21 protein-coding genes are annotated in these 26335 nt (G+C 69.2%); 10 read left to right on the forward strand and 11 right to left on the reverse strand.

Translation table 11 applies throughout. The annotated features are described in order from the left end of the window. Nucleotides 1-11 precede the first annotated feature (11 nt). Nucleotides 12-1520 (reverse strand): glycosyltransferase family 87 protein, encoded by a 1509-nt coding sequence (locus IAG42_RS17690; protein WP_188337948.1) that lies wholly within the window; start codon nt 1518-1520, stop codon nt 12-14. A gap of 110 nt (nt 1521-1630) precedes the next feature. Continuing rightward, nucleotides 1631-4357: a transglycosylase domain-containing protein gene (locus IAG42_RS17695; RefSeq protein WP_188337949.1), complete on the reverse strand. Its 2727-nt coding sequence runs from the start codon at nt 4355-4357 to the stop codon at nt 1631-1633. Nucleotides 4358-4727: 370 nt separating this feature from the next. On the opposite strand from IAG42_RS17695, the gene IAG42_RS17700 reads away from it, so the two are divergent. The 3 genes from IAG42_RS17700 (at nt 4728) to IAG42_RS17710 (ending at nt 7970) form a co-directional block, all read left to right on the forward strand. Then, entirely contained in the window at nt 4728-5408 is a 681-nt protein-coding gene (locus tag IAG42_RS17700; RefSeq protein ID WP_188337950.1) for a PadR family transcriptional regulator, read from the forward strand. Nucleotides 5409-5451: 43 nt separating this feature from the next. Next, nucleotides 5452-6534: an inositol-3-phosphate synthase gene (locus IAG42_RS17705; protein WP_188337951.1), complete on the forward strand. Its 1083-nt coding sequence runs from the start codon at nt 5452-5454 to the stop codon at nt 6532-6534. 131 nt (nt 6535-6665) lie between these two features. Then, nucleotides 6666-7970, forward strand: a complete 1305-nt coding sequence (locus IAG42_RS17710) for an MFS transporter (protein ID WP_188337952.1) — start codon at nt 6666-6668, stop codon at nt 7968-7970. Nucleotides 7971-8057: 87 nt separating this feature from the next. On the opposite strand, the gene IAG42_RS17715 is transcribed toward IAG42_RS17710, so the two are convergent. Further along, the gene (locus tag IAG42_RS17715; protein ID WP_188337953.1) at nt 8058-9530 is read right to left on the reverse strand and encodes a CCA tRNA nucleotidyltransferase; all 1473 of its coding nucleotides are present in this window, start codon (nt 9528-9530) and stop codon (nt 8058-8060) included. Nucleotides 9531-9752: 222 nt separating this feature from the next. On the opposite strand from IAG42_RS17715, the gene IAG42_RS17720 reads away from it, so the two are divergent. The 7 genes from IAG42_RS17720 to trxA all read left to right on the forward strand — a co-directional run bounded on the left by IAG42_RS17720 (nt 9753) and on the right by trxA (nt 19397). After that, nucleotides 9753-12092, forward strand: coding sequence for a DUF6049 family protein (locus tag IAG42_RS17720; RefSeq protein WP_223206047.1), 2340 nt, complete (start codon nt 9753-9755; stop codon nt 12090-12092). Nucleotides 12093-12137: 45 nt separating this feature from the next. Then, nucleotides 12138-14381: a murein biosynthesis integral membrane protein MurJ gene (murJ, locus tag IAG42_RS17725; protein WP_188337955.1), complete on the forward strand. Its 2244-nt coding sequence runs from the start codon at nt 12138-12140 to the stop codon at nt 14379-14381. A gap of 119 nt (nt 14382-14500) precedes the next feature. Next, nucleotides 14501-16219, forward strand: a complete 1719-nt coding sequence (locus IAG42_RS17730; protein WP_188337956.1) for a protein kinase family protein — start codon at nt 14501-14503, stop codon at nt 16217-16219. A 33-nt stretch (nt 16220-16252) separates the two neighbouring features. Beyond that, the gene (gene sigM / locus IAG42_RS17735; RefSeq protein ID WP_188337957.1) at nt 16253-16966 is read left to right on the forward strand and encodes an RNA polymerase sigma factor SigM; all 714 of its coding nucleotides are present in this window, start codon (nt 16253-16255) and stop codon (nt 16964-16966) included. Further along, complete coding sequence (locus IAG42_RS17740) at nt 16963-17895, forward strand: anti-sigma factor family protein (RefSeq protein ID WP_188337958.1); 933 nt, start codon at nt 16963-16965, stop codon at nt 17893-17895. Before sigM ends, IAG42_RS17740 begins: the two co-directional genes overlap by 4 nt. Before the next feature lie 142 nt (nt 17896-18037). After that, nucleotides 18038-19015 (forward strand): thioredoxin-disulfide reductase, encoded by a 978-nt coding sequence (gene trxB, locus IAG42_RS17745; RefSeq protein WP_188337959.1) that lies wholly within the window; start codon nt 18038-18040, stop codon nt 19013-19015. A 49-nt stretch (nt 19016-19064) separates the two neighbouring features. After that, on the forward strand, nt 19065-19397 hold the full coding sequence (gene trxA, locus IAG42_RS17750) for a thioredoxin (RefSeq protein ID WP_188337960.1): 333 nt from the start codon (nt 19065-19067) through the stop codon (nt 19395-19397). Nucleotides 19398-19484: 87 nt separating this feature from the next. Here the strand turns inward: trxA and IAG42_RS17755 are convergent, their stop codons facing one another. From IAG42_RS17755 to rnpA, 8 genes are all read right to left on the reverse strand, one after another. Further along, nucleotides 19485-20102, reverse strand: a complete 618-nt coding sequence (locus tag IAG42_RS17755; RefSeq protein ID WP_188337961.1) for a GNAT family N-acetyltransferase — start codon at nt 20100-20102, stop codon at nt 19485-19487. A gap of 304 nt (nt 20103-20406) precedes the next feature. Next, nucleotides 20407-21540 carry a ParB/RepB/Spo0J family partition protein gene (locus IAG42_RS17760; RefSeq protein ID WP_188337962.1) on the reverse strand — a complete coding sequence of 378 codons (1134 nt, stop codon included), beginning with the start codon at nt 21538-21540 and terminating at the stop codon, nt 20407-20409. Beyond that, nucleotides 21537-22613 carry a ParA family protein gene (locus IAG42_RS17765; protein ID WP_188341449.1) on the reverse strand — a complete coding sequence of 359 codons (1077 nt, stop codon included), beginning with the start codon at nt 22611-22613 and terminating at the stop codon, nt 21537-21539. The genes IAG42_RS17760 and IAG42_RS17765 overlap by 4 nt, the downstream gene beginning before the upstream one ends. Nucleotides 22614-22924: 311 nt before the next feature. Then, nucleotides 22925-23641 carry a 16S rRNA (guanine(527)-N(7))-methyltransferase RsmG gene (rsmG, locus tag IAG42_RS17770; protein WP_188337963.1) on the reverse strand — a complete coding sequence of 239 codons (717 nt, stop codon included), beginning with the start codon at nt 23639-23641 and terminating at the stop codon, nt 22925-22927. A 107-nt stretch (nt 23642-23748) separates the two neighbouring features. Continuing rightward, a complete protein-coding gene (locus IAG42_RS17775) occupies nt 23749-24255 on the reverse strand; it encodes a Jag family protein (protein WP_188337964.1) in 507 nt (168 codons plus the stop codon). 27 nt (nt 24256-24282) lie between these two features. Next, complete coding sequence (gene yidC, locus IAG42_RS17780) at nt 24283-25593, reverse strand: membrane protein insertase YidC (protein WP_188337965.1); 1311 nt, start codon at nt 25591-25593, stop codon at nt 24283-24285. Nucleotides 25594-25601: 8 nt separating this feature from the next. Next, entirely contained in the window at nt 25602-25952 is a 351-nt protein-coding gene (gene yidD, locus IAG42_RS17785; protein ID WP_188337966.1) for a membrane protein insertion efficiency factor YidD, read from the reverse strand. Beyond that, nucleotides 25949-26320, reverse strand: coding sequence for a ribonuclease P protein component (gene rnpA / locus IAG42_RS17790; protein ID WP_188337967.1), 372 nt, complete (start codon nt 26318-26320; stop codon nt 25949-25951). Before rnpA ends, yidD begins: the two co-directional genes overlap by 4 nt. Nucleotides 26321-26335 lie beyond the last annotated feature (15 nt).

Raw genomic sequence — 26335 nt, forward strand, 5'->3', positions numbered from 1 at the left:
GGGCTGTTCGCTCAGAGTGAACCGTCGGGGTCCTTGCCCCAGTTCACCGGTGGCGGCGGCTCCGCCTCGTGCTCCTTCTCCCAAGCCACGTAGGCCGCATGCCCGAAGACGAACCGGTCCTCGGCCCCGTCCAGCACCCCGCCCGACGGATCGTCGTCGCCGGAGCGCCGCACCACGTCGCGTTCGGGCAGCCAGATGTCGCGCACGATGATCGCGCAGAGGTAGAGCGTGCCCAGGAGGTGGATGATCACGGCGGCCTGGTAGCCGTCGGTCGGCAGTCCCTGGTGCTTGTCGCCGCTGGTCGTGTACGCGAGGTACATCCAGATCCCGAGGAAGTACACGACCTCACAGGCCTGCCAGACGAGGAAGTCCCGCCACTTGGGCCGGGCCAGGGCGGCGAGCGGGATCAGCCAGAGGACGTACTGCGGCGAGTAGACCTTGTTGGTGAGGACGAAGGCCGCGACGACCAGGAACGCGAGCTGCGCGAAGCGCGGTCGGCGCGGCGCGGTCAGCGCGAGCGCGGCCACACCGAGGCAGGCCAGGACCATGAGGGCCGAGGCCAGGGTGTTGACCACGTCCGTGTCGAGCGGGGTGTCCATGTGCTGGGAGATGACCAGCCAGAACGAGCCGAAGTCGACGCCCCGCTCCTGGCTGAAGGTGTAGAACTTCGACCAGCCGTCCGGCGCCATGAGCATCACCGGCAGGTTCATGGCCAGCCAGGCCACGACCGCTCCGAACGCGGCCACGGCGAACTCCCGCCACTTCCCGGCGCGCCAGCACAGGACGAACAGCGGGCCGAGCAGCAGCGCGGGATAGAGCTTGGCGGCCGTGGCGAGCCCGATGAGGATGCCGAACGCGAGGGTGCGGCCGCGGGACCACATCAGCATCGCCGCGGCGGTGAGCGCCACGGCGAAGAGGTCCCAGTTGATGGTGGAGGTCAGGGCGAACGCGGGAGCGAGAGCGACCAGGAGGCCGTCCCAGGGGCGCCTGCGGTGCGTCCGGGCCACGCACGCGGCGATGACCGCGGCGCAGATCATCAGCATCCCGGCGTTGACCATCCAGTACACCTGCTCCTGGTGCTGGATGGTGCCGCTGCCGGGCGTGAGCCAGGCTGCGACCTCCATGAACACACCGGTGAGCACCGGGTACTCGAGGTACTCCATGTCGCCGGGCAGCCGGTCGAAGTACGGGATGAGACCGTCGGCGAATCCGCGGCCCTGGTAGAGGTGCGGGATGTCCGAGTAGCAGGCGTGCGTGTACTGCGAGCTGGCGCCGTAGAACCAGGCGCCGTCGTAGCAGGGGAACTTCTGCACCATGCCGAGCGCGAACATGCCGATCATGACGAGCGCGATGACCCGTACGGGGGTCCACCAGGACCGGCCGGTCAGGGCCCGCCACCCGATGGGGCCCCCGAGGAACTCGCTACCGGCGGCGGCGACCTTGTCCTCCCTGGTCGGCCGCACCTGCTCCGGCTCCTCCGGCTTCACATGCGTCGTCTCTGCACTGGGCATGCCGCACATCCTGCCGTACGAGTCTGGGTACAGGGCGAGGGCCGCCGCACCGGCATGGTGCGGCGGCCCTCATCGACTCTGGGTCACGCTGTGTTTCACGTGAAACACAGCGTGTTCACTCAGCCTGTGCCTCCGAAGAGGCCCCCTCCGTTGCCGTTGCCGCGTGTGCTCCCGGTGGTGTCCGTGGCGCTGCCTGACGGATCCGGAGTGACTCCACCGTCCGTGGCCCCGCCGTCGGTGGTCCCTCCGTCGGTCGTGCCGCCGTTAGTCGTGCACGTCCAGTCCTTCCACTTGTTGCAGGTCTCCGTGGGCGACGGGGACGTGCTCTCGCTGGACTGGCTCGGGGACGGAGTCGCGGAAGCGGACTCGGACGGCGACGCCGTCATCGACGGGGTCGGCGACGGGCTCGGCTTGCCGACGACCTGACCGATGGGCTCCGGCGTCGGGAAGGACTCGAAGGGCTGGCCCTCCATGGCCTGCGACATGTAGTCGTGCCAGATCTCGGCCGGGAACGAGGCACCGTGGATCTTGTCCTGACCACCGGTGCCGTACATCTCGAGGAACTCGCGCTTCTTGTTCTTCTCGTTGTCGTCCATCCGGTACATCGTGATCGCGGTGGACAGCTGCTTGGTGTAGCCGACGAACCAGGCCGACTTGTTGCCGTCGGTCGTACCCGTCTTGCCGGCCACGTCGCGGCCGGGCAGCCGCGCCGCGGTACCGGTGCCCTTGTCGACCACGGTCTTCAGCACGTCGGTCACGTTGTCGGCGACCGGGTTGTCGAAGGCGCGCTTGGCCTGCGACTTGTGCTGGTAGATCGTCTCGCCCCCGTGGTCGATGGACTTCACCGAGTACGGGTCGTTCTGCTGACCGCTGTTGGCGAACGTCCCGTAGGCGCCGGCCATACGGATCGCACTGGGGTCGGAGGTGCCGAGGGAGAAGGACGGGTAGTTGGAGTCCGCGAAGCTGTCCTCCAGGAGGCCGGCCTTCGTCGCGGTCGCCCTCACCTTGTCGAGGCCGACGTCCATGCCCAGCTGCACATAGGCCGAGTTCACGGACTCGCGCATGGCCTCACGCAGGTCGATCTGGTAGCTGGGCGGGTTGTAGGACTGCTTGCCGTCGTTCTCCTGGTTCCACTCCTCGCCCTTCTCGTTCCGCCAGATCGTGCCGTCGTAGTCCTTGATCTTCAGGCCGTTCTTGCCGCTGAACAGGCTCTTCGGCGAGACGATCGTGCGCGTCGTCTCGTCCTGGTCGTTGCCGGCGTCCGGATCCTTGACGCCGTACTCGAAGGCCGCCGCCAGGACGAACGGCTTGAAGGTCGAGCCGACCTGGACACCGGTGACGTCGGCGTTGTTGGTGAAGTGCTTGGTCGCGTCCTCACCGCCGTAGATGGCCTCGATGGCCCCGTCCTTGGGGTTCACGGAGGCGCCACCGAACTGGACGTGCGTGTCGACCTTCTTGCCCTGGAACGTGCGCTTCGGGTCGAGGTTCTCCTTGCGGACCTTCTTGACCGCGTTCTCGAGCTCGTTCACCTTCTTGCGGTCGAAGGTGGTGTGGATCTCGTAGCCGCCCTTGCTGAGCTGCTGCTCGGTGATCTCCGTGTTCCTGAGGACACTCGCCTTGGCAAGGTCGACGAGATAACCGATCTGGCCGCTGAGCTGGGCGTTGCTGCGCGGGTTCTGCAGCTTGGGGAACTTGTCGAACTTGCCGCGCTCGGCCTGGGTGAGCCGGCCGTCCTTGACCTCTTCGTCGAGAATCCACTTCCAGCGGAGCTCGGCACGAGCGGTGTTCTTTTCCGCGGTGGCGTTGACCGGGTCGATACCGGGCGAGCCGGCCGGGTCGTAGTAGGTCGCGCCCTTGAGCACGGCCGCGAGGAACGCACACTCGCTCGCGTTGAGATCGGACGCGTCCTTGGCGAAGTAGGTACGGGCAGCCGCCTGGATGCCGTACGCGCCGCGCCCGTAGTACGCGGAGTTCAGGTAGCCGGCCATCACGTCGTCCTTGTCGACCGTTCGGCCGACCTTGATCGAGACGAGCAGCTCCTTGAACTTGCGGGAGACGGTCTGCGACTGGTCGTCCAGCATCGCGTTCTTCACGTACTGCTGGGTGATCGTCGAGCCACCCTGGGTCTCGCCGCCCTTGGCCATGTTGACCACGGCACGGGCGATACCCATCGGGTCGATGCCCTTGTCGGTCTCGAAGGTCTTGTTCTCCGCCGACATCACGGCGAAGCGCATCTCCTCCGGGATGTCCGCGTACTTGATGATCTGCCGGTTGGTCACACCACCGGTCGCGATCATCGGCTTGCCGTTGGACCAGTAGTAGACGTTGTTCTGCTGCTTGGCCGCGATCGCCACGTTCGGGACGCCCACCAGCGCGTACGCGACGCCCGCGACGGCCATGAGGCTGCCGAGGAAGCCCAGGCACAGTCCGGTCACCAGGCGCCAGGAGGGCACCCAGCGGCGCCAGCCGTCCTTGTAGGCACGCGGGTAGTCGATGAACCTCTTCTTCTCCGGGCGGGCCGGCCCACGGCCCCTGCCGCGTCCGGGCCCGTTCGGGCCACCGGGGCCGCCTCCGCCGCGGCGTCCGCCGCCACCGGCTCCACCGCGGCCCGCGCCGCCCTCGGGCGCCCTGCGCCTGCCTCCTCCGGCACCGCGCTGGGCGGCACGGCGCGCCTCCGCGCGGCCGCCCCAGGACGCTTCTCCGCCGCCTCCATAGGAATCGGACGGTGACACAGTGTTGTCGCGCGGCGCCGCGCGGCGCCCAGACGATGCTCCGGATGCTCCGCGACGGGCCGCGGCGCGCCCGCCGCCCTGCGGCTGCGGGGGCTTGCGACGGTGCTCGCTCATCGAACGACTACTCCTAGGGCAGGCGCGGCTGTCGCGCCTGGACGGCGGCTGGTTTCCGGTCCCCCCGAACTACGGACGAGCCCGTTCCGGCACTCACCCGTACTCCACCGGGGACGACGACGCCCCCAGGCATCACTTGGTTCCCGGTGGTCTGCATGGCGGACAGACTACGCACCGTCAAAACCCACCGAGAGGCGAAGTTCACCCCAAATCAGGCAAGTTGCTTCCTACGAATCGGTGATGTGACGCCGTTCACCGTGATCCCTCTTGTCCCAACCGTGACCTCGTTCTATCGTCGGGATGTATCGAGCCGATACATCAGCTCGACATAAAGAGTCGATACACAGGCCCGCGGCAGTGAGGAGGCGACATGAGCCGGCGTTCCGGGATCCTCGAGTTCGCCGTCCTCGGACTGCTCCGCGAGTCCCCGATGCACGGCTATGAGCTGCGCAAACGACTCAACACGTCGCTGGGGGTCTTCCGAGCCTTCAGTTACGGGACCCTCTACCCCTGCCTCAAGACGCTGGTCGCCAACGGCTGGTTGATCGAGGAGACGGGTGCCGGTCCCCAAGACGCTCCCGCGACCCCGCTCGCAGGACGTCGCGCCAAAATCGTCTACCGGTTGACGGCGGAAGGTAAGGAGCACTTCGAGGAGCTGCTCTCGCAGACCGGCCCCGATGCGTACGAGGACGAGCACTTCGCCGCGCGATTCGCCTTCTTCGGGCAGACATCGCGCGACGTGCGGATGCGCGTCCTCGAGGGCCGTCGCAGCCGGCTGGAGGAGCGACTCGAGAAGATGCGCCTCTCCTTCGCCCGCACCCGGGAGCGCCTGGACGACTACACGCTCGAGCTGCAGCGCCACGGCATGGAGTCCGTGGAGCGCGAAGTGCGCTGGCTGAACGAGCTCATCGAGAGCGAGCGCGCGGGTCGCGACCAGCAACGGTCGGGTCCGGGGGACGCAGCTCAGCAGGACACATCTGGAGAGACGGGCGGCCTGCCCCGGCATCGGGACAGCACCCGGCCGGATCCGTCCGACGACACCGCCATGTGAAGTCCGCTCAGGACTTCACCAGTACACACAGGGAGCAACCGGAATGGGTTCGGTTCGCGTAGCCATCGTCGGCGTAGGCAACTGCGCCGCCTCGCTGGTGCAGGGCGTCGAGTTCTACAAGGACGCTGACCCGGAGACCAAGGTCCCCGGCCTCATGCACGTCCAGTTCGGCGACTACCACGTCGGTGACGTCGAGTTCGTCGCCGCGTTCGACGTCGACGCGAAGAAGGTCGGCCTCGACCTGGCCGACGCCATCGGCGCCTCCGAGAACAACACCATCAAGATCTGCGACGTCCCGAACACGGGCGTCCAGGTCCAGCGTGGTCACACGCTCGACGGCCTCGGCAAGTACTACCGGGAGACGATCGAGGAGTCCGCCGAGGCTCCGGTCGACGTCGTCCAGATCCTCAAGGACAAGCAGGTCGACGTTCTGGTCTGCTACCTGCCCGTCGGTTCCGAGGACGCCGCGAAGTTCTACGCGCAGTGCGCCATCGACGCCAAGGTCGCGTTCGTCAACGCCCTCCCGGTCTTCATCGCCGGCACCAAGGAGTGGGCGGACAAGTTCACCGAGGCCGGTGTCCCGATCGTCGGCGACGACATCAAGTCGCAGGTCGGCGCCACCATCACGCACCGCGTGATGGCGAAGCTGTTCGAGGACCGCGGTGTCCGTCTCGAGCGCACCATGCAGCTCAACGTCGGCGGCAACATGGACTTCAAGAACATGCTCGAGCGTGACCGCCTCGAGTCGAAGAAGATCTCGAAGACCCAGGCCGTCACCTCGCAGATCCGCGACCGCGAGCTGGGCGAGAAGAACGTCCACATCGGCCCGTCCGACTACGTCGCGTGGCTCGACGACCGCAAGTGGGCGTACGTCCGCCTCGAGGGCCGTGCCTTCGGTGAGGTCCCGCTGAACCTGGAGTACAAGCTCGAGGTCTGGGACTCCCCGAACTCGGCGGGTGTCATCATCGACGCCCTGCGCGCCGCGAAGATCGCCAAGGACCGCGGCATCGGCGGCCCGATCCTCTCCGCGTCCTCGTACTTCATGAAGTCCCCGCCGGTTCAGTACTTCGACGACGAGGCCTACGAGAACGTCGAGAAGTTCATCAAGGGCGAGGTCGAGCGCTGACCTTCCCCAGGCGGGTGTTTCACGTGAAACATGAAGCGTGCCGAGCACCCGCGGCCTGAGGGCTGTGCAGGCCCCCGGAATCGCACACGTCGTGCCTCCGGGGGCCTTCCTCTTATGTGAGGCTGTGCCCCATGGCTGTCGTCCGTGACCTGCGCCTCCTGCTGCGCCTGCGCGACTTCCGGCGCCTGCTCACGCTGCGGCTGCTCTCCCAGGGCGCCGACGGCGTGTACCAGGTCGCGCTCGCCACGTACGTCGTCTTCTCTCCGGAGAAACAGACCTCGCCCGCCGCGATCGCCTCGGCGATGGCCGTCCTGCTCCTCCCGTACTCCTTCGTGGGACCGTTCGCAGGAGTCCTCCTGGACCGCTGGCGCCGCCGCCAGGTCTTCCTCTACGGCAACCTTCTGCGCGTGCTGCTCGCCTCGGCGACGGCCGTCCTGATGCTGGTCCACTCCCCGGACTGGCTCTTCTACGCCTCCGCCCTGTGCGTGACGGCAGTCAACCGCTTCGTGCTCGCCGGGCTCTCGGCCGCACTGCCGCGCGTGGTCGACGAGGACCGGCTCGTCGTCGCGAACTCGCTCTCCCCGACCGCCGGCACCCTCGCCGCGACGCTGGGCGGCGGTCTGGCCTTCGGTGTCCGTCTGATCGCCTCGGACTCCGACGCGGCCGTCGTCCTGCTCGGCGCCTTCCTCTATCTCTGCGCGGCGCTCGCGTCCCTGTCCATGGACGCCGAACTGCTCGGCCCCGATCCCGAACTCGTCCAGCCCCGGCTCCATGCCGCCCTGGCCGGGGCCGCGCGGGATCTGCTCTCCGGCGTGCGGCACCTCGCCTCCCGGCCGGCCGCGACGCGCTCGCTGGCCGCGATGACCGTCATGCGGTTCTGTTACGGCGCCCTGCTCGTCATGGTGCTGATGCTGTGCCGGTACGCCTGGTCGTCCACGGAGTCCGAGGGACTGGCCCTGCTCGGACTCGCCGTGGGGGTGTCGGGGGCCGGCTTCTTCGTCGCGGCCGTCGTCACCCCGGCGGCTGCCGGACGCTTCGGGCCCAGCGGCTGGATCACAATCTGCGCGGGCGTCGCCGCCGTCCTGGAGCTCGCCCTCGGCCTCGCCTTCGAACCGCCCCCGATACTGGTGGCCGCCTTCGTCCTCGGACTCACCACCCAGGGCGCGAAGATCGCGACGGACACCCTCGTCCAGTCCTCGGTGGACGACGGGTTCCGGGGCCGGATCTTCTCCGTCTACGACGTGCTGTTCAACGTCTCGTTCGTCGGGGCCGCCGGAGTCGCGGCGCTGATGCTCCCGCCCGACGGCCGCTCCGTCCCGCTCGTGGTTCTCGTCGCAGCGTTGTACGGAGCCGTCTGCGTGGTCATGGCCCGCTTCGGCCGGGAGTCCGAGGACGTTGTTTCACGTGAAACATCGCCGCGCGAACACGACTCCTGAGTGGGCCCGCCCGCGAAGGGGCAGCCGCCCGGACATGCCACGGGGCGTTGTTTCACGTGAAACAACGCCCCGCCTGCCGGTGTCCGCTCAGTCCTGCGGGCGCTCGGCCCACCACTCCTTGAGAGCCGCGACGGCCGCGTCGTACTCCATCGGACCGTTCTCCAGCCGCAGCTCCAGCAGGAACTTGTACGCCTGGCCGATCACCGGGCCAGGACGGACGTCCAGGATCTCCATGATCTGGTTGCCGTCCAGGTCCGGGCGGATGGAATCGAGCTCCTCCTGCTCCTGGAGCCGGGAGATCCGCTCCTCGAGACCGTCGTACGCCCGCGAGAGCGCGTTCGCCTTGCGCTTGTTGCGGGTCGTGCAGTCGGAGCGGGTGAGCTGGTGCAGACGCGTCAGCAGCGGGCCCGCGTCGCGCACGTAACGGCGCACGGCCGAGTCGGTCCACTCGCCCGTGCCGTACCCGTGGAAGCGCAGGTGCAGCTCGACGAGGCGCGAGACGTCCTTCACCAGTTCGTTGGAGTACTTGAGCGCGGTCATCCGCTTCTTCGTCATCTTGGCGCCGACCACCTCGTGGTGGTGGAAGGAGACCCGGCCGTCCTTCTCGAAGCGGCGAGTGCGCGGCTTGCCGATGTCGTGCAGCAGAGCGGCGAGGCGCAGCGTCAGGTCCGGGCCGTCCGTCTCCAGCGCCATGGCCTGCTCGAGCACGATCAGCGTGTGGTCGTAGACGTCCTTGTGCCGGTGGTGCTCGTCCCGCTCCAGACGCAGGGCCGGCAGTTCGGGCAGGACGCGGTCGGCCAGGCCGGTGTCGACGAGCAGGGTGAGGCCCTTGCGGGGGTGCGCGGAGAGGATGAGCTTGTTCAGCTCGTCCCGGACGCGCTCTGCGGAGACGATCTCGATGCGGTCGGCCATCTCCGTCATCGCCGTGACGACGTCGGGGGCCACCTCGAAGTCGAGCTGCGCGGCGAAGCGTGCGGCGCGCATCATCCGCAGCGGGTCGTCGGAGAAGGACTCCTCGGGGGTGCCGGGCGTGCGGAGGATCCGCGCGGCCAGGTCCTCGAGGCCGCCGTGCGGGTCGACGAAGGTCTTCTCGGGCAGCGCGACGGCCATCGCGTTCACGGTGAAGTCGCGGCGGACGAGGTCCTGCTCGATGGAGTCGCCGTAGGACACCTCGGGCTTGCGCGAGGTGCGGTCGTAGGCCTCGGACCGGTAGGTCGTGACCTCGATCTGGAAGCTCTGGTCGACGCCGTCGACCCGCGCGTCCTTCTGGCAGCCGACGGTCCCGAAGGCGATGCCGACCTCCCACACCGCGTCGGCCCAGGGACGGACGATCTTGAGGACGTCCTCGGGGCGGGCGTCGGTGGTGAAGTCCAGGTCGTTGCCGAGCCGGCCGAGCAGCGCGTCGCGTACCGAGCCGCCGACCAGGGCGAGAGAGAACCCGGCCTCCTGGAATCGGCGGGCGAGCTCGTCGGCGACGGGCGAAACCCGCAGCAGCTCGCTGACGGCGCGGTGCTGCACCTCGCTCAGGGCACTGGCGTTGTCTTCATTGGCGTTCGGCACAACAGGACAGGGTACGTGCCCCCGGCACCCCCGGCCGAACCGTTTGCCGGGGCCGTGGCACGACCGGCCCCCGCGCGCCCCTACCCTGTCTCCACGATCTTGTGAGGCGGACCCAGGCACTGAGCCACAGCGCGCCTCGTTACCATGCGTGGACACATCTGCGACCACTGACGACGACGAGGGACGGACGAGCGCGTGGCCGAGGCGGCAGACTTCCCAGGGATGAATCCCTCTCCTGCCCGCCGACTGCTGCGGCGCACCGGAGCGGCACTGGCCGCCGCGCCGCTGCTCGCGGCGCTGCCCCTGCTGCCCGGTGCCCCCGCGGCCCAGGCGGCGTCCCCCGCGGCCGCGACCGCCGCCGCCACGGGGACGAACACCGTCGATGTCGCCGTGACCTCCCTCTCGCCCACCGCGCCCGACGACAGCGGCACGGTCACCGTCCGCGGCCGGGTCACGAACAAGGGCAAGCAGGCCGTGACGGACGCCCACGTGGGGCTCCGGGTCGGCACGTCCTACGGGGGACGCTCGGCGATCGACGGGGCCGCGAAGCGCGCCACGGGCGGTGTCCCGGACGGCACGGAGGTCGCGAGCAAGTACGCGCAGAAGTTCTCGCGCCTCGACCCCGGGGTCCCTCAGGACTTCACTCTCTCGGTACCCGTCAAGCAGCTGCACCTGGGCGCCGACGGCGTTTACCAGATCAGCGTCGCCCTCATGGGGCAGACGGCCGCGCAGCGGTTCCAGCAGACGCTCGGCATCCAGCGGACGTTCCTGCCCTGGCAGCCCGGCGGCGCGGACACCCGGACCCGGACGACGGTCCTGTGGCCGCTCATCTCCGACACCCACCTCACGGCCGAGACAGGCACGAACGAGGAGCAGACGCCGGTCTTCGACGACGACAGCCTGGCCAAGGAGATCGGCCCCGGCGGACGGCTCCAGCAGATGCTGGCGCTGGGCAGCGAGCTCGACGTCACCTGGGTGATCGACCCCGATCTGCTGGCGTCGGTCGACGCGATGACCGAGTCGTACAAGATCAAGGGCGCGGACGGGAAGCTCACGTCGGGCAAGGACCAGGCCGTCGCCAAGGAGTGGCTGGGACAGCTGGAGACGGCGGTGCGCGACCAGAAGGTCGTGACGCTGCCCTTCGCCGATCCCGACCTGGCCTCGCTGGCGCACTCGGGCACGAAGGTCGGCGGCTCGCTCGGTCACCTCAAGGCGGCCACGGACGCCGCCGTGGCGACCGTGGACACGGTCCTGCACGTGCGGCCGGACACGTCCTACGCCTGGCCCGCCGAGGGCGCCCTCGACCCGGACGTCGTGAAGGTCGCCACGTCGGCCGGAGCCGACAAGATCATCGCGCGCAGCGACACCTTCCGTGAGGCCGGCGCCCTGCAGTACACGCCGTCCGCCGCGCGCCCCATCGGCGGTGGCGCCACGGCCGTCGTCAGCGACGCACGTCTCTCCACGGCCTTCCAGGGCGACATGACGAGCGCGGAGGACACGACGCTCGCCGTCCAGGAGTTCCTGGCCCAGAGCCTGATGCTCAACATGCAGACCGACAAGCAGCGCAGCGTCGTGATCGCCCCGCAGCGCATGCCGTCGGCCAGTCAGGCCCAGGCGATGGCCCGGGCGGTGCGGGACCTGCAGGACAGCGGCTGGTCCGAGTCCCAGTCCCTGACCGCCGCGGCCAAGGCCAAGCCCGATCCGGGCGCGACGACCCGCGTCCCCTCGACCCGGTCCTACCCGTCGGCGCTGCGCCGCCAGGAGCTCTCCCGGCCCGCCTTCGAGCAGATCGCCGCCACCCAGCGTGATCTGGAGAACTTCAAGGTCGTCCTGACCGACGAGTCCCGTGTCGTGACGCCGTTCGGCCGGGCGATGGACCGTGAGATGTCCACGTCCTGGCGCGGCCGCGCGAAGGACTCCCGGACCTTCCGGGACGGCGTCTCGACGTATCTGTCGGGGCTGACCGGCCAGGTCAAGCTGATCGAGAAGTCCACGGTCCGGCTCTCCGGCCGCAGCGCGACCATCCCGGTGTCGGTCCAGAACAACCTGTGGCAGGACGTCGACCACCTCGTCCTGCGCCTGCGTTCCGACAACGGCACCCGCCTGAAGATCGGCGACCACGACTTCGAGGACAAGGTGGTGACGATCGCGAGCGGCCACAGCCAGTCCGTGAAGTTCACCACGACGGCCAAGGCGACCGGTCCGATCACCGTCCACGCGCAGCTCTACACCGAGGACGGCCAGCCGTACGGCGAGGAGCTCGACTTCAAGGTCGACGTCACGGAGATCACCCCGACCGTGATGCTCGTGATCGCGGGCGGTGTGTTGCTGCTGGTCCTGGCCGGTTTCCGGATGTACATCCAGCGCAAGCGCGCCGCCGCGGACCGCAACGGCGAGGACGCCCCGCAGGACGAGGCGCAGGAGGATGCCGACGGCGCGCCCGAGGAGGCGCCGGCGTCCGCCACCCAGGCACAGGTTCCGCAGCAGGCGAGTGACCCGACCGCTGACACCGCTTCGGAAAGCACGGCCCCGTCGGGCCCGGGTGAGAGAGTGGACCGTTGAGCGATGTCGTGGCCGGTGGGCCGGGGACGATGAGGTGGGGTATCCATGAACGCGCCGTACAACGGTGACCGTGGCCAGGGCTCGGGCGGCTCTGCCTCGGGCGATGGCCACCCGCGCACCGGGGCCCACGGGGCCGGCGGCCAGGTGCCGCCGCCCCAGCCCGCTCCCGACGCGTATCCGCAGGACGCCTATCTGCAGGACGCCTACGACCAGGACCCGTACCGCGCGAACGACCTCGCGGCCCAGGACCCGGTGACCGAGGCGCTGTACGACCGCGCCGCGCACCCGCCGCCGCCCCCGGGCACGTACCAGTCGCAGCCGCTGTACGACCCGCCGCCCGCGAACCAGTACCAGCCCGACCCCCGGGTGTGGGCCCAGACGCCCGCTCCGGAGCCGGAGGGCCCCACCCAGTACCTGCCGTACGGCGACGACGCGCGCACGACGCAGTTCGTCGGCGTCGACGACCTCGTGACGCAGGCCGGCGAGGAGCGCGAGGAGCCGGACGCCTTCGCGCACCTGTTCCGCGACCAGCAGCCGGGCTACAGCGGCGGGCGCGCCGCCGCCGGTCCTCCGGTCGACGACCAGACCCAGTACCTCGGCAAGGCGACGGTGCCCGCTCCCACGCCGGCGGCCGCACCGGCCGCCGCGCCGAAGAAGGCGGGCCGAGCCGCGAGCCTCATGAAGTCGAGCGCGGTGATGGCGGCGGGCACGCTCGTCTCCCGCCTCACCGGTTTCGTCCGCACCGTGATCATCACCGCGGCGCTCGGCGCCGGTCTGCTCGGTGACACCTGGACCGTCGCGTACACGCTGCCGACGATGATTTACATCCTGACCGTCGGCGGCGGTCTGAACTCGGTGTTCGTGCCGCAGCTCGTCCGCTCCATGAAGGAGGACGAGGACGGCGGCGAGGCCTACGCCAACCGCCTGCTGACGCTGGTCATGGTCGCGCTGGCCGCGATCACCGCGATCGTCGTCTTCGCCGCGCCGCTGCTCATCAGGCTGATGTCGACCTCGGTCGCCGACGACCCGGCGGCCAACAACGTCGGCGTCACCTTCGCCCGCTACTGCCTGCCCACGATCTTCTTCATGGGCGTGCACGTGGTCATGGGTCAGATCCTGAACGCCCGTGGCAAGTTCGGCGCGATGATGTGGACCCCGGTCCTCAACAACATCGTCATGATCACCACGTTCGGCCTGTTCCTGTGGGTCTACGGGACCGCGGCCGACTCGCACATGACGGTGCACAACATCCCGCCGGAGGGCGTCCGCCTCCTGGGCATCGGCACGCTGCTCGGCCTGGTCGTCCAGGCCCTCGCGATGATCCCGTACCTGCGCGAGACCGGCTTCCGCTTCCGTCTGCGCTTCGATTGGAAGGGCCACGGCCTCGGCAAGGCGGTCCGGCTCGCCAAGTGGACCGTCCTGTTCGTCCTCGCCAACCAGGCGGGCGTCCTGGTCGTCACCCAGCTCGCGACCGCGGCCGGCAAGGCCTCGGACGTCAAGGGCACCGGCATCCTGGGCTACTCCAACGCCCAGCTGATCTGGGGCATGCCGCAGGCGATCATCACCGTCTCAGTCATGGCCGCGCTGCTGCCGCGCATCTCGCGCTCGGCCCACGACGGCGACCCGGGCGCGGTCCGCGACGACATCTCCTCGGGTCTGCGCACCTCCGCGGTGGCGATCGTCCCCGTGGCCTTCATGTTCGTGGCACTCGGCATTCCGATGTGCACCCTGCTCTTCGGCTCCAGCGGCACCGAGGCCGCCCAGTCGATGGGGTACATCCTCATGGCGTTCGGCCTGGGCCTCATCCCGTACTCCGTGCAGTACGTGGTGCTCCGCGGCTTCTACGCCTACGAGGACACCCGGACGCCCTTCTACAACACGGTCATCGTGGCGGCGGTCAACGCGGCGGCCTCGGCCGTCTGTTATCTGATCCTGCCCGCGCGGTGGGCTGTCGTCGGCATGGCCTTCTCGTACGGTCTCGCGTACGCGATCGGCGTCGGCATCGCCTGGCGGCGCCTGCGCAACAGGCTCGGCGGCGACCTCGACGGCCGTCAGGTCGTGCGGACGTACGCGCGGCTCTGCCTCGCATCCGTGCCGGCCGCGGTCATCGGCGGCGGAATCGGGTACGCGCTCACCGAGATGCTCGGCCACGGCGCGTTCGGTTCCATCGCGGCGTTGGTCGTCGGTGGCGCGGCGCTGCTCGCCGTGTTCTACGTGGCGGCCCGCAAGATGCGCATCGAGGAGCTGAATTCGATGGTCGGGATGGTCCGCGGTCGCCTCGGTCGCTAGTCGGCCGGATGCGCCTACAACCTTCGACGAGCACCGCGTGTCGTGCATAGCGTCGGACTGTGGGCACAATTGGCTTTGGCGTCGGAGTGAGTGCAACGGATGGGGAGGCAGGAACGACGGTGGCGGAACGGAGCACGGCTGCCGTCGACGTGGCCGACAACGGCGGCGACGAGCCGCTGACCGCCGAGACGGACAAGGCGGAGCGGGCCACGGCCGACGGGGTGGCCAAGACCGAAGAGCAGGACACACCGGCGCAGGAGGAGGCCGCGGACACCGCGGAGACGGGCACGCACCTGAGCCCCGCCACGTCCTCGCCACCCGAGTTGCACAGCGGCCACAAGCTCGCCAGGCGCTACCGGCTCGAAGAATGTGTCACCCGTCTGGACGGTTTCAGCAGTTGGCGTGCGGTCGACGAGAAACTGCGCCGCGCCGTCGGCGTGCACCTGCTGCCCGCCGACCATCCGCGGGCCCGCTCGGTGCTCGCGGCGGCCCGGTCGTCGGCCCTCCTCGGTGACCCTCGCTTCGTCCAGGTCCTGGACGCGGTCGAGGAGAACGAGCTCGTCTACGTCGTCCACGAGTGGCTGCCCGACGCCACGGAGTTGACCGCGCTGCTGGCCGCGAGCTCCCTGGAGGCGCACGACGCCTACCAGATGGTCAGTCAGGTCTCGTTCGCCATGGCGGCGGCGCACCGCGAGGGCCTCGCCCATCTGCGCCTGACGCCGAGCGCCGTGCTGCGCACCTCCACCGGCCAGTGGCGCATCCGCGGCCTCGCCGTGAACGCGGCGCTGCGCGGCATCTCCTCCGACACCCCGCAGCGCACCGACACCGAGGCGATCGGCGCGCTCCTGTACGCCTCCCTGACCCAGCGCTGGCCGTACGAGAACGACGCGTACGGCCTGTCGGGGCTGCCCAAGGGTGTCGGACTCATCGCGCCCGACCAGGTGCGGGCCGGCGTCCACCGCGGCCTCGCGGAGCTCGCCATGCGAGCGCTCGCCAACGACGGGGCGACGGCGTCCCGTCAGGAGCCTCCGTGCACCACGCCCGAGGACCTGGTGAAGGCGATCGGCGAGATGCCGAAGATCCGCCCGCCGGAGCCCGCGTTCACGGCGCCGCCCGAGTACCAGCGGACCACGTACCAGCAGGGCAACTACGGCCGCACGAGTGTCGCCACCCAGCCCGTGCCGGCGCCTCCGCCCCCGCTGCACAGCCGCACCGGCAAGGCCCTCAAGTGGGCCGTCTCGGCGCTGCTCATCGCCGCGCTGGGCCTGGGCAGCTGGCAGTTGGCGGACGCGCTCATGGACCGCGGCAAGAGCGACGGCACGGACACGACGCACACCACGGACGGCGGCGAGAAGGGCGAGAAGAAGCCCGCCGCGCCGCTCGCGATCTCGAGTGCCCAGGAGTACGTGGCCGAGGGCAGCGCCCAGGCCGCGGGCGAGGTCGGCAAGACCTACGACGGGGAGCGCTCGACGTTCTGGCGCACGAAGTCCTTCCTCGACGGTCCGAAGATGGTCATAAAGCCGGGCGTCGGCATCGTGTACGACCTCGGCTCCGCCAAGGACGTCTCGGCCGCGACGATCGGCCTGCGCTACAGCGGTGACCACACGACCGTGTCGCTGTACGCTTCCGACTCCCTGAACCCGGGAGCGGTCAGCGGGCTGAAGCGGATCGGCTCTCAGACACAGACGGCGAAGGACTCCGCGGAGATCAAGGCCGACAAGCCGGTCAAGACCCGCTACGTGCTCGTCTGGCTGACCGCACTGCCGCACGCCGGCCAGGACGGCTACAGCGGCGCCGGGTACAAGCAGGGCATCACGGAAGTGAAGTTCACCGGCTGACGGAGCAGGACACCAGGGGGAGGGGGTTCGGCAGTGGACGACGCCTACGGCGAAGCGAGCGATCAGGACCTCCTCGCCCGCCATGTCGCGGGGGACAAGGACGCCTTCGGCGAGATCGTGCGGCGGCACCGGGACCGGCTGTGGGCCGTCGCGCTGCGCACCCTGGGCGACCGGGAAGAGGCGGCGGACGCGGTCCAGGACGCCCTGGTGTCCGCCTATCGCGCCGCCCACACCTTCCGCGGACAGTCGGCGGTGACGACGTGGCTGCACCGGATCACGGTGAACGCCTGCCTGGACCGGGCCCGCAAGACGGCCTCCCGCCGGACGGCGCCCATGGAGGACACCGAGCGCCTGGAGCAGCTCCTGGAGCCGCACGAATCGGCGGAGGCTCCCGCGGAACGTGCTGATCTCCACCGCGAACTCCTGGCGGCCCTGCGCTCGCTCCCGGCCGATCAGCGGGCCGCTCTCGTCCTCGTGGACATGCAGGGATATCCGGTCGCGGAAGCGGCACAGGTCCTCGACGTCCCCACCGGCACGGTCAAGAGCCGCTGCGCACGCGGCCGCGCCAAACTGCTGCCCCTGCTCACCCACCTCCGCGAAGAGCGGCGCGGGAAGGGCGGCGGCGAGAACCCGTCGGCCGGACGGAACCGGACGCAGGGGACATCCGTCCCACCTGCAGCGGGTCCTCCGGGCGAGGCAGGACCCAATGATTCGGCTGCGGTGAAGGGCGGAGGTGGACGAGCGTGACTTCCTCGACCGGCACGACGGAGCACCCTGAGGTAACGGAGATCTCCGATCTCACCGAAGGCCTGCTGCCGCCGTCCCGCACAGCGGAGATCCGGCGGCACCTCGACGGCTGCCCGCTCTGTGCGGACGTCCACGCGTCCCTCCAGGAGATCCGCGGCATGCTCGGGACCATGCCCGGCCCGCCCCGGATGCCCGAGGACATCGCCGGCCGCATCGACGCGGCGCTCGCGGCGGAGGCCTTCCTCGACACGCTCGCACCCGAGGACGAGCAGCACTCGCGGCACGACCGGCTCGAGGAACCCGTCCGTGAAACCGTCGGTGTTTCACGTGAAACAACACCCGACACCGCACGGCCCGCCGATCGCCCCACCGGACATGCCCGCAGCACGCGCACCAGCACCGGCCCGGGTCGCAAGACCCGGCGCGTCCGCCGGCGCACCACAGCCGCCATCGGGACGGTGCTCACGGTCGCCGCGCTCGGCATGGGGACGCTCCTGCTCCAGAGCGGCGGCGGGGGCGGCACGCCGACCGCGTACCGGTCCTCGACCGCCGAGGCGCCCGCTCCCGGAACCTTGGCGGCGGGCAAGCTCGGGGACAAGGTCACGCAGCTCTTGGACCGCAAGGCCAAGGACCGCTCTCTGAGCACCCAGGACAGCGGGCCCAAGACTCCGCGATCGGACTCCCCGATGCCGAAGCTGGCGTCGGACGACGTGCCGCCGTGTGTCCAGCAGGGGACCCGCCGCACCGAGGCTCCCCTGGCGACCGAGCAGGGCACGTACCAGGGGAAGAAGGCGTACCTCGTCGTGCTGCCCCACAAGACGGACCCGGAGCACCGGGTCACGGCCTTCGTGGTGGACGCCTCCTGCGCCCAGAAGTCCTCGGCAACACCGGGCGAGCTGCTGTACACCCACTCCTACGACCGCGGCTGAACCGGTCCGAACGCACTCCCGACGTGCGCTCGGACACGTCGGGAATGCACGCCCCGTAGGATCCGTTGGGTGGGGTGAGAGTCCGGAGAAGAGGCTCCCCCCGGCAGAACGCAGCAGTCCCGCAGAGACGAGGAATCCAGCCGTGAGCGACGTCCGTAACGTGATCATCATCGGCTCCGGGCCCGCCGGCTACACGGCGGCGCTCTACACCGCGCGCGCGTCGCTGAAGCCGCTTGTGTTCGAAGGCGCCGTCACCGCCGGTGGCGCGCTGATGAACACGACCGAGGTGGAGAACTTCCCGGGCTTCCAGGAAGGCATCATGGGCCCCGAGCTCATGGACAACATGCGCGGCCAGGCCGAGCGCTTCGGCGCCGAGCTCGTCCCTGACGACGTCGTGGCCGTCGACCTCACCGGTGAGATCAAGACCGTGACGGACACCGCGGGCACCGTGCACCGCGCGAAGGCCGTCATCGTCACCACCGGTTCCCAGCACCGCAAGCTCGGTCTGCCCAACGAGGACGCCCTCTCCGGCCGTGGCGTCTCCTGGTGCGCGACCTGCGACGGGTTCTTCTTCAAGGACCAGGACATCGCCGTGATCGGTGGTGGCGACACCGCGATGGAGGAGGCGACCTTCCTCTCGCGCTTCGCCAAGTCCGTGACGATCGTGCACCGCCGCGACACCCTGCGCGCCTCCAAGGCGATGCAGGAGCGCGCTTTCGCCGACCCGAAGATCAAGTTCGTGTGGGACAGCGAGGTCGCCGCGATCAAGGGCGACCCGAAGCTCGAGGGCCTGACGCTGCGCAACCTGAAGACGGGCGAGACCTCCGAGCTGCCTGTCACCGGTCTCTTCATCGCGATCGGCCACGACCCGCGCACCGAGCTCTTCAAGGGCCAGCTCGAGCTCGACGACGAGGGCTACCTGAAGGTCGAGGCCCCTTCGACGCGCACCAACCTGACGGGTGTCTTCGGCGCCGGTGACGTCGTGGACCACACCTACCGCCAGGCGATCACGGCCGCCGGCACGGGCTGCTCCGCCGCCCTCGACGCCGAGCGCTTCCTGGCCGCGCTCGCCGACGGCGAGGCCGCCGAGCCCGAGCAGACCCAGACCGCGAACGTCTGACCCCAGAACTCCCCTCCCGCATTCCCCCCGAGAAAAAGAGGAGCCAGCTGTGGCCGGCAACCTGAAGAACGTGACGGACGACTCCTTCGAGGAGGACGTCCTCAAGAGCGGCAAGCCCGTACTGGTGGACTTCTGGGCCGCATGGTGCGGTCCGTGCCGCCAGATCGCGCCGTCGCTCGAGGCCATCGCGGCTGAGTACGGCGACAAGATCGAGATCGTCAAGCTCAACATCGACGAGAACCCCGGCACGGCCGCCAAGTACGGCGTCATGTCGATCCCGACCCTGAACGTCTACCAGGGTGGCGAGGTCGCCAAGACCATCGTCGGTGCCAAGCCGAAGGCCGCCATCGTGCGTGACCTCGAGGAGTTCATCGCCGAGTAAGGCGAGGCGCCGCCGTCCGGTGGACGGCCGCCGATGTTTCACGTGAAACACGAAGGGGCCAGCCCTGTGGGCTGGCCCCTTCGGCGTTCACAGGGGCCGCAGCGCCGGTTCCTTCTGCACCGCCCCGAGTAGGCGGTCCAGCGCCATCTCGACGTCTTCCTTCCAGGAGAGCGTCGTGCGCAGTTCCAGCCGCAGTCGTGGATACGAAGGATGGGGCCGCACCGTCTTGAAGCCGACCGCGAGCAGATGGTCCGCGGGGAGCAGACAGGCGGGTTCCTTCCACCGTGCGTCGCCGAACGCCTCGATGGCCTTGAAGCCGCGGCGCAGCAGATCCTTGGCGACGGTCTGCACCATGACCCGCCCCAGTCCCTGGCCCTGATGGCTCGGCGCGATCCAGCCGGTCATCAGCTGGACGGCGTCGGGAGACACGGGGCTCGTCGGGAACGCCGTGGAGCGCGGCACGTACGCGGGCGGGGCGTAGAGCACGTAGCCGACCGGGTTGTCGTCCACGTAGACGACGCGGCCGCAGGAGCCCCATTCGAGGAGGACGGCGGAGATCCAGGCTTCCTTCTCCAGCCCCGGCGTTCCGGCCTTTACCGCTGCTTCGCCGCTGACGGGGTCCAGTTCCCAGAAGACGCACGAGCGACAGCGCTTGGGAAGGTCCGGAAGGTTGTCCAGCGTGAGCGGTAAGAGGCGACGCCCCATGAAGACAGTTCCTCGCTTCCCTCGCCCGCCGCGACCCGGGCGGCGGTCAGAGCGCTCCGTTCCCTGAGCAGCCCGCCGACGAAACCGCCGACAGCTCCCAGACCGAGACCTGCGGTCACCAGTCCGCCGCGACTCACTGATCGCATGACCACTGCTTCCCTCTCAGAGGTGCTACTGGGTGGCTGCGTCCTTCCCCGTCGCATCGTAACCACGATGAGATTCCACCGATACCGTAAGAAAGCAAAGAGCGGGCCGTGTTCCGGTACACACCGGACACGGCCCGCCTTGTCGAGCGAGGGGTGACTCAGTCCTCGTCGTCGGCCTCTGCCGTCTCCGGCAGGCCGTTCTGCAGCACCGGGCCCTCACCCGGAGCCAGCGTGCCGAGGATGCGGCCGAGATCCTCCATCGAGGCGAACTCGACGACGATCTTGCCCTTCTTCTGGCCCAGGTCGACCTTCACGCGCGTCTCGAACCGGTCCGACAGACGCGTCGCCAGCTGGGTGAGCGCCGGGGAGACGCGCGCCCCGGCCCGAGGCCCCTTGGCCCGCGTCGTGCTCTTGGAGTGCGAGCCCATCAGGGTCACGATCTCCTCGACGGCACGCACCGACAGTCCCTCGGCGACGATGCGCAGGGCGAGGCGGTCCTGTTCCTCGGAGTCCTCCACCGCGAGCAGAGCACGGGCGTGCCCCGCGGACAGCACACCCGCGGCCACCCGCTTCTGCACGGCCGGCGACAGCTTCAGCAGACGGAGCGTGTTGGAGACCTGCGGACGCGAGCGGCCGATGCGGTCGGCCAGCTGGTCGTGCGTGCAGTTGAAGTCGGTGAGCAGCTGCTCGTACGCCTTCGCCTCTTCGAGCGGGTTCAGCTGCGCCCGGTGGAGGTTCTCCAGGAGCGCGTCGAGCAGAAGCTTCTCGTCGTCGGTGGCCCGGACGATCGCCGGGATCCGCTCCAGCCCCGCCTCGTGGCTGGCCCGCCAGCGCCGCTCGCCCATGATGAGCTCGAAGCGCTCGGGGCCGACCTGCCGCACGACGACCGGCTGGAGGAGCCCGACTTCCTTGATGGAGGTCACGAGCTCCGCGAGAGCCTCGTCGTCGAACACCTCACGCGGCTGCCGCGGGTTCGGGGTGATCGAGTCGAGCGGCAGCTCCGCGAAGTACGCCACCTCGGACGCTTCGGCACTGCCGGCGACGGGAGCGCTGGGCGCGACGGGCTCTTCTGTTTCACGTGAAACAGAAGCCTGCTCGCGCGAAACGGCGGCCTGCGGGAGCGAGGCCAGCTTCGCCGCCGCCACACCGCGCTCCGACGTCAGCGTCGGCAGCGTGCTGGAGGACGACGAGACGCCGCTCGCCGGGCCTGCGGACACCGAGTCCTCAGGGGTGGGAGCCGCCGGAATCAGGGCTTTGAGGCCTCGGCCCAGTCCCCTCCGCTGTCCGCTCATTGAATACCCTCCGGCGTGCTCTGCTGGTCAAGTTGCGTGCCCGAGTGGGCCTGCTGGGCGTCGTAGTGGATCCCCACCCCGCGCAGCGCCATCTCACGCGCCGCTTCGAGGTACGAAAGTGCACCGCTCGACCCTGGATCGTAGGTCAGCACGGTCTGCCCGTAGCTCGGCGCCTCCGAGATACGGACCGAGCGCGGGATGCTCGTACGCAGAACCTCTTCGCCGAAGTGCGTGCGGACCTCTTCGGCGACCTGCGAGGCCAGCCGGGTGCGCCCGTCGTACATCGTGAGAAGGATCGTGGAGACGTGCAGGTTCGGGTTGAGGTGACCGCGCACGAGGTCCACATTGCGCAGCAGCTGCCCCAGGCCCTCCAGTGCGTAGTACTCGCACTGGATCGGGATCAGCACCTCGGCCCCCGCGACCAGCGCGTTGACCGTCAGCAGGCCCAGGGACGGCGGGCAGTCGATCAGGACGTAGTCCAGAGGCTGCTCGTACGCCTGGATGGCCCGCTGCAGCCGGCTCTCGCGTGCCACCAGCGAGACGAGCTCGATCTCGGCACCGGCGAGGTCGATCGTCGCGGGGGCGCAGAAGAGGCCTTCCACGTCGGGGACAGGCTGGACCACTTCCGCGAGCGGCCTGCTGTCGACCAGGACGTCGTAGATGGAGGGGACTTCGGCGTGGTGGTCGATGCCGAGTGCCGTGGAGGCGTTGCCCTGAGGATCCAGGTCGATCACCAGGACGCGGGCGCCGTGCAGCGCGAGCGAAGCGGCGAGGTTGACGGTCGTCGTGGTCTTGCCGACGCCGCCCTTCTGATTGGCCACCACCATGACGCGGGTCTGCTCGGGACGTGGCAGGCCCTCGCCCGCGCGACCGAGAGCTTCCACTGCCAGCTGGGCAGCGCGACCGATGGGTGTGTCGTCCATCGGGGTCGGTGTTTCACGTGAAACATCCTCCCCCGCCGACTCGGTACGGGGACCGGGGACCGGATCGGTCATCGGTCCCGCGATGTTGGCGTCGGACCGCAAGGATTCACTCTCCTCGACTTCAGGCTCGCAATGAACAGAGCCTCCCATGCCTTCGGGGTCGAGAACCAGCGAGGCCCTGTCTTCTGTGGATGAAACCCCTTCTGTGGACAACTCCATGCCCTTGGCGAGGGATCCCAGAGGTTTTCGGTCGCGAGGGGCGGCCGCAGCGCGACCGCGACTGATGATGCCCTGCAGCAGTGAGCGACGTTTCACGTGAAACACGATGCACCGCAGGCCGATGCCACCCGGCGCGACACCCCGACATGCGTACGGGGGACAGCTTTTGTGGAGTACCGCTGTTCGTCAGAGTGGATCAGCGGTACTCGTCCACGGGCCGCCCGCTACGGGCGGCCGGCAACTCAGCGCCTGCGGCGAGCACGGCCCGTACGCGCGGCCTTGGCACGCTTGGCGGCGAAGCGCACACCACCGGGGCTCTCGCCGACCTCGACGCGGACCACTGTGGACAGCGGGTCGACGACTCCCTCGCCCACCTGGAGGACCGAGGTCTCCACCGCGCCCAGCTTGCTCAGGGCGGCACCGGCGCTCTTGATCTCTTCCTCGGCCGTGTCGCCCTTGAGCGCCAGCATCTCTCCGTACGGACGCAGCAGGGGCACGCCCCAGGCCGCGAGACGGTCCAGCGGTGCGACGGCTCGCGCGGTGACGACATGCACGGGCGTCAGCTTGCCGAGCACCTCTTCAGCACGGCCCCGCACCACTGTGACGTGGTCGAGCCCGAGCAGCTCGACGACCTCGGTGAGGAAGGTCGTCCGCCGCAGCAGCGGCTCGAGCAGCGTGATCTTGAGGTCGGGGCGGACCAGGGCGAGCGGGATGCCCGGCAGGCCGGCGCCCGACCCGACGTCGCACACCGTGACGCCCTCGGGGACGACCTCGGAGAGCACGGCACAGTTCAGGATGTGCCGCTCCCACAGCCTCGGCACCTCACGCGGGCCGATGAGGCCGCGCTGCACTCCCGCGTCGGCGAGGAGCTCCGCGTACCGGACCGCGTCCTGGTAGCGGTCGCCGAATACCGCCCGGGCCTGCTCCGGAGCCGGGGGGAGTTCTGCTGCCTCCGTCACGGGGACCGTCCTTCCGTACCGCACTACCGCACTGGGTGGCTGACTAACAGGCTGACAAAGATCGGCCCCGCCTGCGAACAGACGGGGCCGGGAAAGCGACGTACCGCTCAGGCGGGAAGTACGACGACGAAGCGCTGCGGCTCCTCGCCCTCGGACTCGCTGCGCAGACCGGCGGCCTTGACCGCGTCGTGCACAACCTTGCGCTCGAACGGCGTCATCGGCTTCATCTTGACGGGCTCGCCCGTGCTCTTCACCTCGGCCGCGGCCTTGGCGCCCTGCTCGGTGAGCTCGGCGCGCTTCTGGGCGCGGTAACCGGCGATGTCCAGCATCAGGCGGCTGCGGTCCCCGGTCTCCCGGTGCACCGCGAGGCGGGTCAGCTCCTGGAGGGCTTCCAGGACCTCACCGTCACGGCCGACCAGCTTCTGCAGGTCGCGGCCGCTGCCGTCGCTGACGATGGAGACCGCGGCACGGTCGGCCTCGACATCCATGTCGATGTCGCCGTCGAGGTCGGCGATGTCCAGCAGACCCTCGAGGTAGTCCGCGGCGATCTCGCCCTCCTGCTCGAGGCGGGTCAGGGTGTCGCCACCCTCGGGAGAGGTGGTGCCTTCCGTCACTGGAGGGGCTCCTTCTTGGGTCAAGGCTTACTTCTTGGACGAGGACTTGGAGCGCGGCGGCTGGCCCTTGCGCTGGTTGGACTTGGCGCGGCTGCGGCCGTTGGAGGTACCGCCGGCCTGCTTGCCGCCGCCGGCCTGCTTGGCCTTGGGAGCGGCGTCCTCGGGCGCGTCCTTCTTCTCCAGCGACGTCTTGGCCGGGGCCGCGTCTTCGGCGCCGCCCTGCGCGGGGCCGGACTGGCGCTGCGACTTCGACTGGCGCTTGGGCTGCTGCCGCTTCTGCGGGCCGGCGGCCTTGGGGGCGCCGTCCTCGTCCAGAACCGCGGTCGCGGCCGTGCTCTTCACCACGGTGCCGTCCGCCTGGGCGGCAAGCTGGGCCTTGGTCAGGCCGTTGATGAACTTGCGCTCGTACTCGTTGCGGTCGCGGCCCTTGGCGACGATGGCCTTGACGATCGTCTTCTCGCGCTTGGTCCGCGTGGCGCTGTGCGTGATGACGTGCTTCTGCAGGCCCTCGAGCATCTTGGCCTGGGCCTTGCTGCCCGGGGTGGGGTTCCGGTTGATCACGTACATCTGCTGACCCATGGTCCAGACGTTGGTGGTCAGCCAGTAGACGAGCACACCCACGGGGAAGTTGATGCCCATGAACAGGAAGATCAGGGGGAAGACGTACATCAGCATCTTCTGCTGCTGCATGAACGGCGTCTTCACCGTCAGGTCGACGTTCTTGGTCATCAGCTGGCGCTGCGTGTAGAACTGCGACGCCGACATCAGAACGATCATGACGGCGGTGACGACCCGCACGTCCGTCAGCGAGGAGCCGCCCATCTTGGCGACGGCCTCGGCGCTGTCCGTGAACTTCGCGGCGAGCGGGGCGCCGAAGATGTGGGCCTTCTGCGCGCTGTCGAGCAGCGACTGCGTGATGACGCCGACCTTCTTGCCGTCGGCGATGCCCGAGAGCGTGTGGTACAGCGCGAAGAAGAACGGCGACTGCACGAGGATGGGAAGGCACGAGGAGAGCGGGTTGGTACCCGTCTCCTTGTACAGCTTCATCATCTCTTCGGACTGACGCTGCTTGTCGTTCTTGTAGCGCTCCTGGATCGCCTTCATCTGCGGCTGGAGCAGCTGCATGTTCCGCGTGGCCTTGATCTGCTTCACGAAGAGCGGGATCAGGCAGATGCGGATCAGCACCACCAGGAAGACGATCGACAGGCCCCAGGCCCAGCCGGAGTCAGGCCCGAAGATGGCCCCGAAGACCTTGTGGAACTGGACGATGACCCAGGACACCGGGTAGGTGAGAAACGCGAAGACGCCGGAAATCGCGTTGACGATATCGGAAATCATGTCCCTGATCAGGCTCCTTGGGCATGGGGCGGGGTCGCTGTGGACGGGGTGTCCTGGGCAGGCTGTCTGTCGCCGTCAACGACGGGGGCCGCTTTCTTGTCCCCGCGCAAGGCGTTGCGGAGCATCTCGTGCCAGCGCGGACGCTTGCGCGGCGGAACGTGGTCGACGCCGCCGGGCGACCACGGATTGCACCGAAGGATGCGCCAGGCGGTGAGGGCTGTTCCCTTGATCGCACCGTGCCGGTCGATGGCCGTGAAGCCGTAGTGGGAACACGACGGGTAGTACTTGCACACCGGACCAAGAAGCGGACTGATCGTCCACTGATAGATCTTGATCAAGGCGAGCAGTGGGTACTTCATCGCGCGCCCCCTCCCAGGAGCCGCTGGAGTGCAGCGTCCAGGTCTCGGGCCAGCTGTGCGTGGGTGGCGTCACCCGCTCCGGGCAACGCGCGTACGACTACCAGGCTACCTGGGGGCAACGAAGCCACTCGGTCGCGCATGAGGTGCCGAAGTCTGCGCTTCACCGCGTTCCGTACGACGGCTCCACCTACTGCCTTGCTCACGACGAAACCCGCACGCGGCGGGGAAACGCTCTCCCCAGGCGCGTGCGGGTCCGTTGAACCGCTGCGTAGATGGACGACGAGAAGCGGGCGTCCAGCCCGACGTCCTCGGCGTACCGCGGTCGCGAAGTCTTCGCGCCGCCTCAGCCGATACTCGGTAGGCAGCACGTCATGACCTGTTTA

The organism is Streptomyces xanthii (assembly GCF_014621695.1).
In the GTDB taxonomy this organism is placed as follows: domain Bacteria; phylum Actinomycetota; class Actinomycetes; order Streptomycetales; family Streptomycetaceae; genus Streptomyces; species Streptomyces xanthii.

Excerpts from the sequence above, each read along its gene's own strand:
- IAG42_RS17765 (WP_188341449.1), bottom strand. The coding sequence starts at position 22,613 with ATGGGAGGCTCTGTTCATTGCGAGCCTGAAGTCGAGGAGAGTGAATCC.
- IAG42_RS17700 (WP_188337950.1), top strand. The coding sequence starts at position 4,728 with ATGAGCCGGCGTTCCGGGATCCTCGAGTTCGCCGTCCTCGGACTGCTC.
- IAG42_RS17755 (WP_188337961.1), bottom strand. The coding sequence starts at position 20,102 with ATGGGGCGTCGCCTCTTACCGCTCACGCTGGACAACCTTCCGGACCTT.
- IAG42_RS17695 (WP_188337949.1), bottom strand. The coding sequence starts at position 4,357 with ATGAGCGAGCACCGTCGCAAGCCCCCGCAGCCGCAGGGCGGCGGGCGC.
- yidD (WP_188337966.1), bottom strand. The coding sequence starts at position 25,952 with ATGAAGTACCCACTGCTCGCCTTGATCAAGATCTATCAGTGGACGATC.
- IAG42_RS17710 (WP_188337952.1), top strand. The coding sequence starts at position 6,666 with ATGGCTGTCGTCCGTGACCTGCGCCTCCTGCTGCGCCTGCGCGACTTC.
- murJ (WP_188337955.1), top strand. The coding sequence starts at position 12,138 with ATGAACGCGCCGTACAACGGTGACCGTGGCCAGGGCTCGGGCGGCTCT.
- IAG42_RS17705 (WP_188337951.1), top strand. The coding sequence starts at position 5,452 with ATGGGTTCGGTTCGCGTAGCCATCGTCGGCGTAGGCAACTGCGCCGCC.
- yidC (WP_188337965.1), bottom strand. The coding sequence starts at position 25,593 with ATGATTTCCGATATCGTCAACGCGATTTCCGGCGTCTTCGCGTTTCTC.
- IAG42_RS17760 (WP_188337962.1), bottom strand. The coding sequence starts at position 21,540 with ATGAGCGGACAGCGGAGGGGACTGGGCCGAGGCCTCAAAGCCCTGATT.
- IAG42_RS17720 (WP_223206047.1), top strand. The coding sequence starts at position 9,753 with ATGAATCCCTCTCCTGCCCGCCGACTGCTGCGGCGCACCGGAGCGGCA.
- IAG42_RS17690 (WP_188337948.1), bottom strand. The coding sequence starts at position 1,520 with ATGTGCGGCATGCCCAGTGCAGAGACGACGCATGTGAAGCCGGAGGAG.